Origin of the sequence: Micromonospora sp. NPDC050784, from assembly GCF_044456765.1 — a bacterium.
GTDB lineage: Bacteria > Actinomycetota > Actinomycetes > Mycobacteriales > Micromonosporaceae > Micromonospora > Micromonospora foliorum.
Genome location: NZ_JBITGG010000002.1, coordinates 246,052 through 261,746 on the forward strand (window position 1 = coordinate 246,052; position 15,695 = coordinate 261,746).

At 71.0% G+C, this 15,695-nt stretch carries 14 protein-coding genes and 1 pseudogene; 3 read left to right on the plus strand and 12 right to left on the minus strand.

Annotation, left to right across the window (positions count from 1 at the left end):
* Positions 1 to 43: 43 nt before the first annotated feature.
* The 9 genes and pseudogenes from ACIBD9_RS03540 to paaA all read right to left on the minus strand — a co-directional run bounded on the left by ACIBD9_RS03540 (position 44) and on the right by paaA (position 8,449).
* Positions 44 to 754 carry a demethylmenaquinone methyltransferase gene (locus tag ACIBD9_RS03540; protein ID WP_196920656.1) on the minus strand — a complete coding sequence of 237 codons (711 nt, stop codon included), beginning with the start codon at positions 752 to 754 and terminating at the stop codon, positions 44 to 46.
* Between the two features lie 780 nt (positions 755 to 1,534).
* Positions 1,535 to 2,596 (minus strand): annotated as a pseudogene (locus tag ACIBD9_RS03545) (cell wall anchor protein); the annotation flags it as partial.
* Between the two features lie 373 nt (positions 2,597 to 2,969).
* Entirely contained in the window at positions 2,970 to 4,160 is a 1,191-nt protein-coding gene (gene mqnC / locus ACIBD9_RS03550; protein ID WP_358086495.1) for a cyclic dehypoxanthinyl futalosine synthase, read from the minus strand.
* A gap of 95 nt (positions 4,161 to 4,255) precedes the next feature.
* Complete coding sequence (locus ACIBD9_RS03555; protein ID WP_396714149.1) at positions 4,256 to 4,657, minus strand: hypothetical protein; 402 nt, start codon at positions 4,655 to 4,657, stop codon at positions 4,256 to 4,258.
* Entirely contained in the window at positions 4,654 to 5,763 is a 1,110-nt protein-coding gene (gene paaE / locus ACIBD9_RS03560) for a 1,2-phenylacetyl-CoA epoxidase subunit PaaE (protein ID WP_396714150.1), read from the minus strand. Before paaE ends, ACIBD9_RS03555 begins: the two co-directional genes overlap by 4 nt.
* Positions 5,760 to 6,233, minus strand: a complete 474-nt coding sequence (gene paaD, locus ACIBD9_RS03565) for a 1,2-phenylacetyl-CoA epoxidase subunit PaaD (RefSeq protein WP_396714152.1) — start codon at positions 6,231 to 6,233, stop codon at positions 5,760 to 5,762. The genes paaE and paaD overlap by 4 nt, the downstream gene beginning before the upstream one ends.
* Before the next feature lie 53 nt (positions 6,234 to 6,286).
* Positions 6,287 to 7,012, minus strand: a complete 726-nt coding sequence (paaC, locus tag ACIBD9_RS03570) for a 1,2-phenylacetyl-CoA epoxidase subunit PaaC (RefSeq protein WP_396714154.1) — start codon at positions 7,010 to 7,012, stop codon at positions 6,287 to 6,289.
* Positions 7,013 to 7,055: 43 nt separating this feature from the next.
* The gene (gene paaB, locus ACIBD9_RS03575; protein ID WP_396714156.1) at positions 7,056 to 7,376 is read right to left on the minus strand and encodes a 1,2-phenylacetyl-CoA epoxidase subunit PaaB; all 321 of its coding nucleotides are present in this window, start codon (positions 7,374 to 7,376) and stop codon (positions 7,056 to 7,058) included.
* Entirely contained in the window at positions 7,373 to 8,449 is a 1,077-nt protein-coding gene (paaA, locus tag ACIBD9_RS03580; RefSeq protein WP_387170795.1) for a 1,2-phenylacetyl-CoA epoxidase subunit PaaA, read from the minus strand. The genes paaB and paaA overlap by 4 nt, the downstream gene beginning before the upstream one ends.
* 372 nt (positions 8,450 to 8,821) lie before the next feature.
* Here paaA and ACIBD9_RS03585 point away from each other — a divergent pair, with 372 nt between their 5' ends.
* Positions 8,822 to 9,811, plus strand: a complete 990-nt coding sequence (locus ACIBD9_RS03585; protein WP_396714158.1) for a hypothetical protein — start codon at positions 8,822 to 8,824, stop codon at positions 9,809 to 9,811.
* Positions 9,811 to 10,773 carry a hypothetical protein gene (locus tag ACIBD9_RS03590; protein WP_387170791.1) on the plus strand — a complete coding sequence of 321 codons (963 nt, stop codon included), beginning with the start codon at positions 9,811 to 9,813 and terminating at the stop codon, positions 10,771 to 10,773. Before ACIBD9_RS03585 ends, ACIBD9_RS03590 begins: the two co-directional genes overlap by 1 nt.
* A gap of 84 nt (positions 10,774 to 10,857) precedes the next feature.
* On the opposite strand, the gene ACIBD9_RS03595 is transcribed toward ACIBD9_RS03590, so the two are convergent.
* From ACIBD9_RS03595 to ACIBD9_RS03605, 3 genes are read right to left on the minus strand one after another with little or no spacing between them, the layout of a single operon-like run.
* Positions 10,858 to 11,709: a menaquinone biosynthetic enzyme MqnA/MqnD family protein gene (locus tag ACIBD9_RS03595; protein WP_396714160.1), complete on the minus strand. Its 852-nt coding sequence runs from the start codon at positions 11,707 to 11,709 to the stop codon at positions 10,858 to 10,860.
* Positions 11,661 to 13,103, minus strand: a complete 1,443-nt coding sequence (locus tag ACIBD9_RS03600) for an MFS transporter (RefSeq protein WP_396714162.1) — start codon at positions 13,101 to 13,103, stop codon at positions 11,661 to 11,663. The genes ACIBD9_RS03595 and ACIBD9_RS03600 overlap by 49 nt, the downstream gene beginning before the upstream one ends.
* A gap of 42 nt (positions 13,104 to 13,145) precedes the next feature.
* Positions 13,146 to 13,727: an ArsR/SmtB family transcription factor gene (locus ACIBD9_RS03605; protein ID WP_396714164.1), complete on the minus strand. Its 582-nt coding sequence runs from the start codon at positions 13,725 to 13,727 to the stop codon at positions 13,146 to 13,148.
* A 413-nt stretch (positions 13,728 to 14,140) separates the two neighbouring features.
* On the opposite strand from ACIBD9_RS03605, the gene ACIBD9_RS03610 reads away from it, so the two are divergent.
* The gene (locus ACIBD9_RS03610; RefSeq protein WP_396714166.1) at positions 14,141 to 15,391 is read left to right on the plus strand and encodes a DUF222 domain-containing protein; all 1,251 of its coding nucleotides are present in this window, start codon (positions 14,141 to 14,143) and stop codon (positions 15,389 to 15,391) included.
* The last annotated feature ends 304 nt before the right edge of the window (positions 15,392 to 15,695 follow it).

Here is a 15,695-nt window from a genome sequence, read left to right on the forward strand (position 1 = left end):
CGAAACCTGAATAATGTCCGTGCCGGTTGGCGCGGTCCGCCCGCTACTCGCGGATCCCCCGGTGCAGGGCCACCACGCCACCGGTCAGGTTGCGCCACGCCACGCGCCCCCACCCGGCCGCGGCCACCCGCCCGGCCAGCGCGGACTGCGCCGGCCAGGCCCGGACCGACTCGGCGAGATAGACGTACGCCTCGGGGTTGCTCGACACCGTGCGGGCCACCGCCGGCAACGACCGCATCAGGTACGACAGGTAGACCGTCCGGAAGACCGGGTTGACCGGGGTGCTGAACTCGCAGACCACCAGCCGGCCGCCCGGCCGGGTCACCCGGGCCAGCTCACGCAGCGCCGCGTCGGTGTCGTTGACGTTGCGCAGCGCGAAGGAGATGGTCACCGCGTCGAAGCTGGCGTCGGCGAACGGCAGCCGCAGCGCGTCTCCGGCCAGCAACGGCACCTCGGGCCGGGCCCGCTTGCCGGTGTGCAGCATGCCCAGCGACAGGTCGACCCCGACCGCGTACGCCCCGGACTGGGCCAGCTCGCGCGTCGAGACGCCGGTGCCCGCGCCCACGTCCAGCACCCGCTCGCCCGGCCGCAGCCCGAGCGCCGCACGGGTGGCCCGGCGCCAGGAGCGGTCCTGGCCCAGCGAGATCACCGTGTTGGTCAGGTCGTAACGCTCTGCCACGCCGTCGAACATCGCGGCGACCTCGTGCGGCTGCTTGTCCAGACTGGCGCGCTGGCCCTGCGGGGTACGGCTCACCCCTCCACTCTGCCAGCCGCCCGCCAACCGACGCTCGCTGGGTGGCGCGGCACACCTTCGTACGCGAAAGGGCGGGGTGGTTGCCCACCCCGCCCTTTCGTCGTGCCCACGTCCGTGACGCCTCGGTCAGAACGCGTGCCGCCTTCGCAGCCGTCGCGGTCGCACCTCTCCTGCGCGCCGTTCGTCAGGGCGTCGGTGTCAGTCGGTCGACTTCTCGTCGGCCGGAGAGACCAGGACCACCTTGCGGCGACGGGTGAGCACCAGCAGCGCTCCGCCCACGAGCAGGATGATCACACCGATGCCGCCGATCAGGCCGACCTGCACACCGGTCACCGGCAGGCCACCGCCGCCCGAGCCACCACCGCCGGAGCCGCCACCCGGCGGGACGGTCGTACCCGGCGTCGTCGTACCGCTCGGGACCGGCGTCGGAGTGGCAGTCGCGGTGGGGGTGGCCGTCGCGGTCGGCGTCTCGGTGGGAGTAGCCGTCGCGGTCGGCGTCGCGGTGGGAGTAGCCGTCGCGGTCGGCGTCGGCGTGACCGTCGGCGTCTTCGTCGGAGTGGCCGTCGGGGTCGGCGTCGGCCTCTCCGTCGGGGTGACCGTCGGCGTCGGAGTCGGCGTCTCCGTCGGAGTAGGCGTCACGGTCGGGGTGACCGTCGGCGTCGGAGTCGGCGACTCGGTCGGGGTAGCCGTCGGAGTCGGAGTCGGCGTCTCCGTCGGAGTGGCCGTCGGGGTCGGCGTCTCGGTCGGGGTGACCGTCGGCGTCGGAGTCGGCGACTCGGTCGGAGTGGCCGTCGGCGTCGGGGTCTGCGTCGGCGTCGGCGTCGGCGTCGCCGTGGGCGTCGGGGTCGGCGTCGGGTCCACGGCCTGGTCGACGAAGACGTCGAAGACCGCCTGGTTGTCGCCCTCGTCGACCTCGGTGAAGGTCTTCCGCTGAGCGGTGCTGGCCCGCTGCGGCTGCTCCTCGGGCTTGCCGGCTGCCGCGTCCAGACCGTGCGCCACCAGCTCGCCGACGCGCAGCACCGGCTCGGTGACGTCCTTGCCGACGGTCACCTTGATGTCCGCCGTGTAGTAGTCACCGGGCCGGATCACCGCGCCGTCGTCCTGACAGAGCGCCTGGGCGACACCGAAGGTCTGCGTGGTGCACGTGTCCGGCAGGGTGTCGAAGGTGACGCCTGCCGGGAGCGTGAGCACGTAGGCGAGACCGGTGGCCTTGCGGCTGCCGTCGTTGTAGACCGCCCAGTCGACCGGCACCGTCTCGCCCGGCCGGACCGGACGGAGGTCGGGGTCGTCGCCGTTGACGCCGTTCACCACGACGTTCGCGTTGACGTCCTGCACCCAGCTGGTCAGGTCGTACCCGGGCTCGGTGACGGTGATGTCGTGCTCGACCTTGTTGTCTTCCTTGTTGGGGTCCTCGGTGGCCGAGCGGATGGTGACCACCAGCGTGCCGGCGGCGCCCTTACCACCGGTGGAGAAGATCGGAATGCCGAAGTCCTCGCTGGTGCCGGCGGCCAGGTCGCCGAGGGGACAGGTGAACTTCTTGCCGTTCACCCGGCAGCCGTCGGGCACCACGACCCGGACCTTGTTCGTCTTCAGCCTGCTGGTGTCCACGGTGTAGCTGACACCCTCGGCGTCTTCCTCGCTCCGGGTGTTGTCGACCGTGAACTTGAACGGCTTGCTCTTGGCCTCCGTGACACCCTTGGCCAGGTTGTAGCTGAGCGGCACCAGGGCCAGATCGGCCTGCTCGGCCGCCAGCACTGGGGCGGCCACGGCGGCGATGCCGCCGGCCGCGAGCAGCGCCACGACACTGGCGCGCACCAGCGTCGAGCGGTGGAACGCTGTCATCAGTCCCCCGGGGGTAGGGAAGAAAGAATGGTTGCGGAACGAGCGGACGCTATCGGAGGCCGATCTTCCACGCCAGCAGGCGGGCCCGTTTTCAGCCCTCCGGTCCGAGCTGGGCAGACAGTACGGGCGGGATGGTCACCCATCCCGCCCGTACTGCCGTGCGTTATATGAACGACCCGCAGCGGGCCGATGGAGGACAGCCCCGTCTCTGTCGACGGTGACGGATATGAGCCGGGACGCTAGCCGCCGACGATCATCTCCACCAGCCCCGCAGCGGACAGCCTGACGCTGCGGCGGCGGGGACCACCCGTACCGCCGAGGTGATCCGGCGGGAGCATGAGCACCGCTCAGCCGAACGGCCGGGCGTCGACCGTCAGCTGACGTCCACCAGCGGCAAAGACTTCCCCGCGCCACCGCCGGGCAGCGCGATCGAGGAGAAGTGCGAGACCACCCGCTCGTCGGTCGGGTCGTCGGCCGGCGTGTGGTGCACGGCGAGCCGGTTGTAGAGGGTGTCGCGCTGGGCGGGGATCCGGTCCGCCGAGCGGATCATGCCGATCAGCTCGTGCAGGTTGGAACGGTGCCGCGCACCGGCGGAGGAGATGACGTTCTCCTCCAGCATGATCGAGCCCAGGTCGTCCACGCCCATGTGCAGCGCGAGCTGCCCGACGTCCTTGCCGGTGGTCAGCCAGGACGCCTGCAGGTGCGGCACGGTCTCGAAGAAGAGCCGGGCCACCGCGACCAGCCGCAGGTACTCCAGCGTGGTTGCCTGGGTGCGGCCCTTCAGGTGGTTGTTCTCCGGCTGGTACGTCCACGGGATGAAGGACCGGAACCCACGGGTGCGGTCCTGCACGTCCCGGATCATGCGCAGGTGCTCGATCCGCTCGGCGTGCGTCTCGCCGGTGCCCATCATCATGGTGGCGGTCGACTCGATGCCCTGCCGGTGGGCCAGCTCCATGACCTCCAGCCAGCGCTCGCCCGACTCCTTGAGGGGCGCGATGGCCTTGCGGGGCCGCTCGGGCAGCATCTCCGCGCCGGCGCCGGCGATCGAGTCCAGGCCGGCGGTCTTGATCCGGGCGATGGCCTCGTCCAGGCTCACCCCGGAGACCTTGGCCATGTGCAGGATCTCGCTGGGGCCGATCGAGTGGATGACCAGCTGCGGGTACGCCTGCTTGACCGAGGAGAACAGCTCCTCGTAGTACTCCACGCCGTAGTCCGGGTGGTGCCCGCCCTGGAGCATCACCTGGGTGGCGCCCAGCTCGACCGCCTCGCCGCACCGGCGAAGGATCTCCTCGGTCGGGTGGGTCCACCCTTCCTTGTGCTTGGGCGCGCGGTAGAAGGCGCAGAACTTGCACGCCGTCACGCAGACGTTCGTGTAGTTGATGTTGCGGTCGATCAGGTACGTGACGATGTTGTCCGGATAGCGTCGCCGACGCACCGCGTCCGCCGCTTCGCCCAACGCGTGGAAGGGCGCCTCGGTGTAGAGCAGCAACGCCTCCTCGGGCGTGATCCGCCCGCCGTCCGCGCCGCGCTGCAGGATGTCGTCGATCTCCCGGCTCACCGTCACACCCCGAGCCTACGCCGACGACGCGCCCCTTCCGGGCGGGGTGTTCATGGCTGTGATTCGCTCCGCACACCCTTGCTCCGGCTGGAACCAGCTACTCAGCTCTCGCGTACCTCGACGTGTATGCCATAGGTGTCCCGCAGCTCCGCCGCGAACTCCGGCCCCGCCCACGCGGGCACGTACGCCTGCCACCACGATCCCTCGGAGCCCCACGGCATCGGCTGCTCGGAGAGCACCGCCCGGAACCGCTCGTCCGCGGCCTCGATCCGCTCCCGGACCCACCCCATCTGCGGGAATCCGAACAACCGTGCGTCGGTCAGCATCCTCTCGATGGCGTCGCGGATGCTGAGGTCGAACCAGTACTCGTCGAGAATGTCGTGATAGCCCTCCTCACAGAACCCGACGAACTGCTCCCACCCCTCCACGTAGCTGGTCGGAAGCCGTCCCCCGGTGACCTCGGCGAACCGCTCGACGAACTCCCTGTCGTTCGGCGTCGTCACGCGTCGTAGTCGACGGTGAGCTTGTCGGTGGTCGGGCTGGACTGGCAGGTCAGCACGTAGCCGGCGGCCAGCTCGTCGGGCTCCAGCGCGTAGTTGCGGGCCATCGTGACGGCCCCGTCGACGACCTTCGCCTTGCAGGTCGAGCAGACACCACCCTTGCAGGCGTACGGCAGCTCGCCCCGCACCTTCAGCGCGGCGTCCAGCACCCGTTCCTCGCGACCCATGGTGAAGCTCGACGACCGGCCGTCCAGCACGATGGTGACCTCGGCCCCGGCGCCCACCTGGTCGACGGGACGGCGGACCGGCTCCGGCGGCGTGTCGACGTGGAACAGCTCGGTGTGCACCGCCGACTCGGGCAGCCCGCGTGCGGTCAGCACGTCCCGGACGTCGACCACCATGCCGTACGGGCCGCAGAGGAACCACTCCTCGATCAGGTCGCCCGGCACGATGGTGCCCAGCAGCCGGCCCAACCGCTCGGCGTCGATCCGACCGGAGAGCAGCGGCGACTCGCCCTGTTCCCGGGAGAGGACGTGCACCAGGTGCAGCCGGGTGGGGTGCCGGTCCTTCAGGTCGGCCAACTCCTCGGCGAACATCACCGTGTTCGCCGTGCGGTTGCCGTACACCAGGGTGAAGGTGCTGGCCGGCTCGACGGCCAGGGCGGTCGCGACCAGCGCGAGCACCGGGGTGATGCCGGAGCCGGCGACGACAGCGCCGTAGTGCCGCTCGCGGTCCGGCGCGAACGCCGTGGTGAAGGTGCCCAGCGGCGGCAGCACCTCGACGGTGTCGCCACCGCGCAGCGCCCCGCAGGCGAACGCCGAGAAGGCCCCGCCGGGGATCTCCCGCACCCCGATCCGCAACCGGCCGTGCCGGGCCAGGTCGTCGGGGGTGGAGCAGATCGAGTACGACCGGCGCACGTCCGCGCCGTCCTCCGCGGCCCGCCGCACGGTCAGGTGCTGGCCCGCCCGGAACGCGAAGGTCTCGCGCAGTTCTTCGGGTACGGCGAAGGTCACCGCCACGGAGTCGTCGGTGAGCCGGTCGACGGCGGCGACGGACAACGGGTGGAAGACCGGCCGGCGGCGAACCGGGCGGGTGATGGTGACAGTCACAGCGCCTTCAGGTGGTCGAAGGGTTCGGAGCACGAACGGCACCGCCACAACGCCTTGCACGCGGTGGAGCCGAACCGGCTGACCTGCTCGGTCTCCGGCGAACCGCACTGCGGGCAGCGGACCGCGAGCGTCAGCGACACGACGCCGGCGGGGCGCACCGGGGCCGGCGGGGCGATCCCGGCGGCGGCGAGCTTGGCCCGCCCACCCTCGGAGATCCAGTCGGTGCTCCACGGTGGGCTGTAGACGGTCCGGACCTCCGCGTCCGGGTGGCCGGCAGCGGCGAGCGCGCGACGGATGTCGGCCCGGATCACGTCCATCGCCGGGCAGCCGGTGTAGGTCGGGGTGATGGTGACGGTGACCCGACCACTGGCCGGATCCTCCTCGACCGCGCGCAGGATGCCCAGCTCGTCGATGGTGATGACCCGGATCTCCGGGTCCACCACTGACGCGACAGCGCTCCTCGCGCTCACCGTGCCCCCTTCGTTCGCGACTGCGGGGCTCCGCTGCGCTGCACTCCTCGCGCTCACCAACGCGCTCCGGGGTGGGCGCGGTGCAGCACCTGCATCTCGGCGAGCAGATAGGCCAGGTGCTCGGTGTGCACCCCGGCCCGCCCGCCGGCCGGGGCCCATGCGCTGTCCGGCTGGGTGAGCGTCGCCTCGGCCAGCACCGGGCCGACCACCTCGTCGAACGCCGGCCGCAGGGTGGCCGGGTCGACCGGCGCCGCCGGGTCCGCGGCGAACAGCTCATGGGTGTACGGCCACACGTGGTCGACGGCCGCCTGCATCCGACGATGCGACTCCTCGGTGCCGTCACCGAGCCGCTTCACCCACAGCGCGCCGTGGTCCAGGTGGTACGCAGACTCCTTGCGCGCCTTCGCGCCGATCGCGGCCAACCGCTCGTCGGCACAGGAGGCCAGCGCCGTGTACAGCGGCAGTTGGTACGCCGCCAGGAAGAACAGCTTCGCCATCGTCACCGCGAAATCGCCGTTGGGCAGCTCGACCAGGAGCGCGTTGCGGAACTCGCGGTCGTCGCGCAGGTACGCCAGCGCGTCCTCGTCGCGCCCGGCGCCCTCCAGCTCGCCCGCGTACGACAGCAGCAGACGCGCCGCGCCGAGCTGGTCGAGGGCGATGTTGGCCAGCGCGATGTCCTCTTCCATCTCCGGCGCGCGGGTGGTCCACTCGGCCAGCCGCTGGGCCGCGACCAACGCGTCGTCAGCGAGAGCGAGGGTGAAGTCGAAGGGCCCGTTCACGCCGTCACCCCGCGGTGCTGGCTGGTTCGCTCGCTTGGCTCGCTCACAGGTGGGCCACCCCGTCCGGCACCTCATAGAAGGTGGGGTGGCGGTAGACCTTGTCGGCGGCCGGGTCGAAGAAGGAGTCCTTCTCGTCCGGGCTGGACGCGGTGATCGCGCCGGCCGGCACCACCCAGATCGACACGCCCTCCTGGCGGCGGGTGTAGAGGTCGCGGGCGTTGCGCAGGGCGAGCTCGGCGTCGGGCGCGTGCAGGCTGCCGACGTGCGTGTGCGACAGCCCGCGCCGGGCCCGCACGAAGACCTCCCACAAAGGCGAATGACTCGTCATGCCAGTCTGCTCGGCTTGCTCGCTACGCTCGCTCACGCGGCCACCGTCTCCTTCTGTCCCGCCCGCTTCGCGGCGTACGCCGCGGCGGCCTCGCGTACCCAGCTGCCGTCGGCGTGCGCGGCCCGGCGGTGGGCCATCCGCTCCCGGTTGCACGGCCCGTTGCCGGAGATCACCTGCATCAGCTCGTCGTAGTCCGGCTGGGTGTAGTCGTACGCCTGCCGCTCGTCGTTCCAGCGCAGGTCCGCGTCGGGGATGCGCAGCCCGAGGATCTCGGCCTGCTGGACGCACATGTCGACGAAGCGTTGCCGCAGATCGTCGTTGGAGAAGCGCTTGATCTTCCAGGCCATCGACTGGGCGGAGTGCGTGGAGTCGCCGTCCGGCGGGCCGAACATGGCCAGCGACGGGTACCACCAACGGTCCACCGCCTCCTGGGCCATCGCCTGCTGCTCTGGGGTGCCGTGCGCCAGGGTGTGCAGGATCTCGTAGCCCTGCCGCTGGTGGAACGACTCCTCCTTGCAGACCCGGATCATGGCGCGGGCGTACGGGCCGTAGGAGCAGCGGCAGAGCGGCACCTGGTTGACGATCGCCGCGCCGTCCACCAGCCACCCGATGGCGCCCACGTCGGCCCAGCTGAGGGTGGGGTAGTTGAAGATCGAGCTGTACTTCTGGCGGCCGTCGAGCAGCAGCTGGACCAGCTCGTCGCGGCTGATGCCGAGGGTCTCGGCGGCGGCGTAGAGGTAGAGGCCGTGACCCGCCTCGTCCTGCACCTTGGCCAGCAGGATCGCCTTGCGCTTGAGCGACGGCGCCCGACTGATCCAGTTGCCCTCCGGCTGCATGCCGATGATCTCGGAGTGGGCGTGCTGGGCGATCTGCCGGATCAGCGTCCGCCGGTAGGCGTCGGGCATCCAGTCGCGCGGCTCGATCTTCTGCTCGGCGTCGACCACCTCGGCGAAGTAGGCCGCCAGGTCCTCGTCCGGCGCCGGCCCGCCGCGCCGCCCACGCGCCGCCGCTGCCCGCAGCTCGGCCTCGGCGGCCTCGACCTCGCCCAGCAGGCCGCCGGGCGCCTCGTCCGGTGCGCCGTTCGGGGCGGAGAAGTCGTTGCCATACATGAGGCTAAGTGTTACAGCTTGCGCCCCGTTGCACCAGGGGGTGTAACAGGAATCCGAGCATCCCATCTGTAAGCAGATGAGTGCTTTGCGCTACCTCGACGCCCCCGCGCCGCCGTGACGTAGGCCACGAAACAAACGTGAAGCACTGCAAAAACCTCATACCGACCCCATATCCCGCCTTTATCCCAGGTTGCCTAGTGTCGAACCCTGGCGGTCGGCCGGTCCGGACGTAGACTTCTGCCGGACAACCGATCGGCTGTCGCGCATCGACATCTCCACAGAGGCCTCGTCCCCCGGCCTCGGCGATCGCACCCGATTCGTCCCGACGACAAGCCGGTCCCCCCGGCCCTGACACCTGGAGTTCACCCACTCATGCGATCTCGCGTGACCCTGGTGCTCGCCATCACGGCAGTCGTGCTCGGCGGCGTCCTGCTGGTCCCCACCGCGTACGCCCGACTCGCCAGCGACGACAGCGGCGGAGGCGGCGGAGGCGGTACGTCGAGCGTCGCCGCGCCCGCGCCCAGCCCACCGCCACCACCCACCCTGGCGGCTGGTCCGGTGTCGGTGAGCTTCAAGGGTGAGTTCTTCTCGTGGGCTCTGCTGGACCGGAAGACGGGCAAGATCTCCGGGTCGCCGAACATGACCGCGACCAGCACCACCGAATCGATGATCAAGGCGTGGATCGTCTCCGACTACCTGCGGCAGCTCGGCGACAGGGAGCCGCCCGCAGCGATGAAGGAGATGGCCCGACTCGCCATCGTCGACAGCAACGACGGGGCGGCCAACAAGGTCCACGCCGCCGCGGGCGGCTCCTACAAGCCCTCGTCGAGCAGCATTCCCGACGCGGTGATCCAGCGGGCGATCAAGATCTGCGGGCTGACCGACACCAAGCGCGGCAACGTCAAGCCGTACACCGGCTACTGGAGCTTCACCCGGATGTCCCCCCGCGACGCGGCCCGGGTCGGCGACTGCATCGCCGACGGTAAGGCCGCCGGCCCGAAGTGGACCAAGTGGGTGCTGGACCAGATGAGCAAGGTCAGGGGCACCACCGCGGCCAAGGACCAACGGTCAACGTCCGGCGGTGGTCGCTGGGGGATCATCGACGGTCTGCCGAAGTCGATCACCTCCCAGGGCCCGGTCAGCATCAAGAACGGCTGGACCCCCATCTACGGCGACGGCAACTGGCACGTCAACTGCCTCGCCGTCACCAGCAAGTGGAGCCTCGCGGTGATGCTGCGCTACCCGATCAGGACCGGTCTGGACTACGGCGCGAAGGTCTGCGCCAGTGTGGCCACCCAACTGGTCACTCCGCAGCCGGGCGCCGCGCTCAAGGTGCCGCAGCAGCCGGTCGGGAAGCTCTGATGGCCGGCAACCGGCGGGTCGACCGGCGCGACGGCGGCGAGGCCTCCCCGATTCGGCTGATCGCCGTCGCGGTCATCCTGATCGGGCTGGTGCTGGTGTCGCTGCGGCTGCTGCCCGGGTCGCCGTTCGAGTCGTCCGCCGCCGCCAAGTGGGGCGACGCCGGCTCCGGCACGAGCGACCGCCCCACCGGCGCCGGCACCGACCGCAGCGCCCGCCAGCCGTCCTCGCCGTCGCCGAGCCCCAGCCCGTCGCTGGAGCCGCTGCCATTCGTGGCGAAGGACCTCGATCTCGACATCGAGGGCTGGTACTCCTGGAGCGTCCTCGACCGCCGGACCGGAAAGATCATCGGTTCGAAGAACATGGGCGAGACCAGCACGACCGCCTCGATGATCAAGTCCTGGATCGTCGCCGACTACCTGCGCCGCGCGGCCGACGCCGGCCAGACCCCGAGCGACGCGAAGCTGGCCGACGCGACGCGGATCATCCGGGACAGCGACAACACCCGGGCCGAGCAGTTCTACAACCTGGTCGGCCGGGACGACTCGATCAAGCGGCTGATCTCCATGTGCAAGCTGACCGACAGCAGCGTTGCCCCCGACGGCGGCTGGAGCCGGACGGCGCTCTCCCCCCGGGACACCGCCCGACTGGGCAACTGCATCGCCACCGGCACCGCCGCCGGGCCGAAGTGGACCAAATGGCTGCTCAACGAGATGAAACTGGTTCGCGGCGCCGGCGACTTCGGTATCCGCAAGGCCTTCCCGGCGGCCGAGCAGAAGACGATCGCCATCAAGAACGGGTGGATCGACCGGACCAGGGAGCAGGAGATGCACATCAACTGCCTGGCCATCGGTGACACCTGGACGATGGGCGTGATGGTCAAGTACCCGATCAACATGGGCTACGACTACGGCATGAAGAACTGCGAGAAGATCACCGAGGCACTGCTCCGCCCCGGCACCTGAGTCGCTCAGCTGACGCGAGCCGCTCTGGCCTGCGAGCCTGGATTGCGCCGGGCCCGGCGTTCTGACGGGCCCGGCGGGTGGCGGTCAGCCGGCGAAGAACTCCGGGCCGCCGTCCGGCAGCGCCGGGGCCTCGCCGATGGCGGTGGCCCGCCGGGCCCACTCGCGCAGCCCGGCGACCTGCCGGTCGCCAAGGGAGAAGTCGAGGGTCCGGAAGTACGTGGCCAGCGTCTCCGCGTCGAACGTCTCCCAGCGGGCCGCCGCCTCGGCGACCTGGTCCAGCTCCGCCAGGCAGAGGTCCCGCGAGCGCAGGAAAGCCTCGTGCACCTCCTTGACCAGACCCGGGTGGGCGGCGGCGAAGTCACGGCGGACCGCCCAGACGGCGAAGACCATCGGCAAGCCGGTCCACTCCCGCCACGCCTGCCCGAGGTCGGTGACCGTGAGGCCCTTCTGCGGTGCCTCGTAGTACGCCCGCAGCGCCACGTCCCCGATCAGCACGGCGGCGTCGGCCTCCAGCAGCATCTGCGTCAGATCCGGCGGGCAGCGGAAGTATTCGGGCCGCACGTTGTACTGCTCGGCGAGCAGCAACTGAGCCAGCATGACCCCGGTCCGTGAGGTCGAGCCGAGCGCCACCCGGGCACCGTCCAGTTCGCTGAGGGGTCGGGTGGAGACCATGTTGACCGAGAGCACCGGCCCGTCGCTGCCCACCGCGAGGTCCGGTAGGAGCAGCAACTCGTCGGCGTGCTTCAGGTACTCCAGCAGCGTGATCGGGCCGATGTCGAGGTCGCCGGCGACCAGCGCCGCGCTCAACCGGTCCGGTGAGTCCTTGTGCAGGTCGACGTCGAGCAGGGCACCGGAGCGCATCAGACCCCAGTAGATCGGCAGGCAGTTCAGGAACTGGATGTGCCCGACCCGCGGGCGTGCGATGCGCTCAGCCATGGCCCGACCGTATCCCCGGCGGCTGGCTCCGGCTCGGCGGGCCGGCCCGGAGTGGCCAAGCCCGCACTTGACGACCGTCGTACCGCGCGGGTCACGACCGGCACGAAGACCAGCACCACCAGCAGCCCGACCACACCGGCACCGGCGATCAGCGGCCGCGGCGGAACGGCCACGAGCAACGCCCCGCCGATCAGGAAGCCCGCCATCGAGCCACTCTGCACCGCCGCGCCGTAGCTGGCGTACGCCCGGGCACGCATCGCCTCCGGCACCCGCCGAGCGGTGAGCAGGTTGGCGAAGACGTTCTCGCCGCCGTTGGCCGCGCCACCCACCAACCAGAGCGGCACCAACACACCCGCCGTCGGCACCGTCGCCGCGAGCAACACCATCAGGCTGCACACGGCCAGCGTGGCCAGCACCCCACGTACCAACGCGCCGTCGTCGTCGAGCCGCCTGGCGAGCCGTACGGCAAGCCAACCGCCCGGCAGCATGCCGGCCATCCACGCGGCACTGACCAGTCCGTACGTGGTCGGCGAGCCCCCCAACGTCTCCCTGATGAAGAAGACCTCGATCACGTTGATACCGCCGATCGCCGCGATCACCACGGCGGTGCTCACCACCATGACGAGCATCAACGGGTCGCGGCGCAGCCGCCACTCGCTCTCCGTACCCCCGGGGTTTGCCCCGCCGCCCGAGACGGCCCGGCTGCCCGCGGCGGCCTCGCTGCTGGCGGCGGCCGGGCTGGCGGCGGTCTCGTTACTCGCGGCGGCCGGGTTGGCGACGGCCACGCTGCTCGCGGCGGCCGGGTTGGCGACGGGCCGCCGGCCGCCGCGTCGGGTCCGCAGCAGCAGGCCCGCGACCACGAGCGCCAGGTAGGTCGCGGCGTCGAGAAGCAGCGGTACGCGGGTGCCGAACTGCCCCACCAGCAGGCCGGCCAGCACCGGGCCGCCGAGCGCGCCGAGCGAGACAGCGGTCTGACTGATCGCGCTGGCCCGTGGCAGGTCGGCCGGACGGACCATCGCCGGCAGCAGCGCCGCGAGGCAGGGTTGCGTCACCGCGAGCCCGCAGGCCAGCAGGGCGACGAGCCCAACTACCAGGACCGGTTTCTCGACGACGGCGAGGAGCGCGCAGATCACGGCCTGCCCGAACCCGATGGTCACCAGCAGGGTACGGCTGTCCGTCCGGTCGGCGAGTCGGCCCGCGAGTGGGGCGAGCACCACGAGGGGCAGGGTGGCGGCCAGCAGCAACCCCGACACGGCCAGCCCGCCGGCACCAGCACCCTGTAGGGCCAGCGCCAAAGCGGTCGCGGCAAGAAAGTCGCCGCAGATCGTGGTGCCCCGAGCGGCGGCGGCGAGCCAGACGTCCGACCAGCGCGACTCGTCAGTTGTGAAGGACATACTTCGAAAATAATGCTTCACAACTGGTTCATGCAAGCCTGGCTATGCCAGCGGCACCGTCCGATACTGCACAGCGACCGTGCGCGCCCCCGGCGGTGGGTTTTGCCGCCGTCGCGGGTGGTACGGCCGGAGCACCGCCAGCACCGCCTCGTTCACCTCGGCCAACTCCTCGGCGGTGAGCAGCAACAGCGTGTCGCTGAACAGGGCCTTGTCGTACCACTCGGCCGGCTCGTCCCCGGCGCGCCGCAACCAGTCCCGGGTCCGCTCCATGGCCCGGACCGCATGCGCCTCCACCAGCGCCTGCTCGGCCGCACGCGCCTCGGGCCCGGCGTCACGACCCGCCTCGACCATCACCCCCGAACTCGGCACGCGCCACAGCCGCTCGCGCGCGTCCCCCCGGCTCGGCGCCTGCTCGACCAGCCCGAACTTCGCCAGCGCACGTAGGTGATAACTGGTTGCGCTCGGCGACAGCCCAACAATCTCGGCACACTCGGTGGCGGTCCCACCGCTCTCGCGACTGCTCAGGTACTCCATGATCGCGATCCGGGCCGGATGGGCCATCGCCCGCATCACCTGCGGGTCGCTGATCGTCATCCGGCGCGAATCGGGGCGGGCCTCGGTCATACGTCCATGATCCCGGCAGGCACCCCAACCTGCCATCACCCCCGTCCCGCTCGGACCACCTCCCGTCAGCCACGCTCGCAACCCGCGCCAGCAAGAATGCGGAGTCGACGGCGGATACCGCTTGCGCTGCGTCCGCTTGGCGGTTCCACGAGCGAGCGCGGCAGCGAGTAGGCGGCTCTAGCAGCGCGGCCCAACAGCGCGGTCCAACAGCGCCACCTGCGGACGCCTTCGGTGGGCGCGGGGAGGCGGGCATCTTCGGCGGCGCGGGCAGGCGGCCGCGGCGTGGTCGAGCGGGCGGCACGGCGTGGGCAGCGGGCGGCGCGAGCGGACAGCTCCCGATGATCGAAGAATTGGTTCCACTCATTGATCAACACCAACCCGAAGTTGTCGTACATCAGTTCTATTCTGATGTCATGTTGGAGGCGTTGGAGCAGGTGGGCGGTGCGGTTGACGACTGCGCCGAGACCGCGCTCTGGGGGCTCTCCGATGACGAGTTGCTTGCTTCTCTCGACGCGACTCAGGTGCTGGCGCAGCGGTTGGCCACCGTCCAGCTCGGTCTGGTGCGCGAGTTGGATGGTCGCGGGCTGGCGGTCACCCAGGGCGCCTCGTCCACGGCAGTCTGGCTGCGGGAACGGCTCCGGCTCTCCGGTCGCAGTGCGCGCCAACTGGTGCAGCTCGCCGCCACCATCGACGCCGCACCGCCAGCGGTGCGCGATGCGCTGCTCAGCGGTGCCATCACGGTCGAGCAGGGTCGGGTGGTGGCCGAGACGATCGCCGCCCTCCCGGTGGAAGCCGGTCCCGAAGTGGCGGACAAGGCCACCCACCTGCTGGTCACCTGGGCTGACCATTTCGACCCGACAAGCCTGAGCCGGCTTGGCGAGCGCGTCCTCACGCACGTCGCCCCGGATCTGGCTGACCAGGCTGAGCTGAAGGCTCTGGAGCGGGCCACCGAGCGGGCCGAGGCCCGCCGGCACGTCACGCTCTCCGAGCAGCAGAACGGGCAGGTACGCCTCAGCGGCAACCTCGACACCGAGACCGCGAGCCTGCTACGCGAGGCGATTGATCCGCTCTGCGCCCCAGCAGGTGAGCACGATGACCGCAGTCCTGGTCAGCGCCGCGCCGACGCGTTGGGCGAGATCTGCCGACTGGCGCTACGCACCGGTCAGCTGCCCGACAACGGCGGCGACCGTCCTCAGGTGGTGGTGACCGTGTCGCTGGACGACCTTGTCAATGGCGTACGCGCCGGAACACTGGAGACCGGTACACGCCTCACCCCAGGTGCGGTCCGCCGCCTGGCCTGCGACGCTGGCGTGCTGCCGGCTGTGCTCGGCGGCAACAGTCAGGTCCTGGACGTCGGTCGTCAGCGTCGGCTCTTCACCGGCCCGTTGCGGCGCGCGCTGGTCCTACGGGACGGCGGTTGCGCTTTTCCTGGTTGTGATCGGCCACCGAGGTGGTGCGACGGTCACCACCTCCGACACTGGGCCGACGGTGGGACGACGGCGCTGAGCAATGCCGTGCTGCTCTGCGGCTACCACCACCGGTTCATCCACCGCGGCGACTGGGCAGTCCGTATCGCAGCGGACGGCCGACCCGACTTCCTTCCGCCCAGCTGGCTCGACCCGCTGCGCACCCCACGTCGCAACCTCTACCACCTGCGCTGCTGATAACGCCGACCACGCCCACCCGCCGCCCGAGACCGCACCCGTCGACCCGCATCCCACGACCATGCGCACGAGCCGGCGCGGGGACGCACAAGCCGGCGCGGGGCACTAGCGCGCCCGCACGGGGCGCGGGCGCACAGGCCGGGCGCAGCGCGGGCGCGGGGCGCGGACGCGGGGCACACAGGCGGTGCGCGGACGCGGTGCGCGGACGCGGTGCGCGGACGCGGTGCGCGGACGCGGTGCGCGGACGCGGTGCGCGGACGCGGTGCGCGGACGCGGTGCGCGGACGCGGTGCGCGGACGCGGAC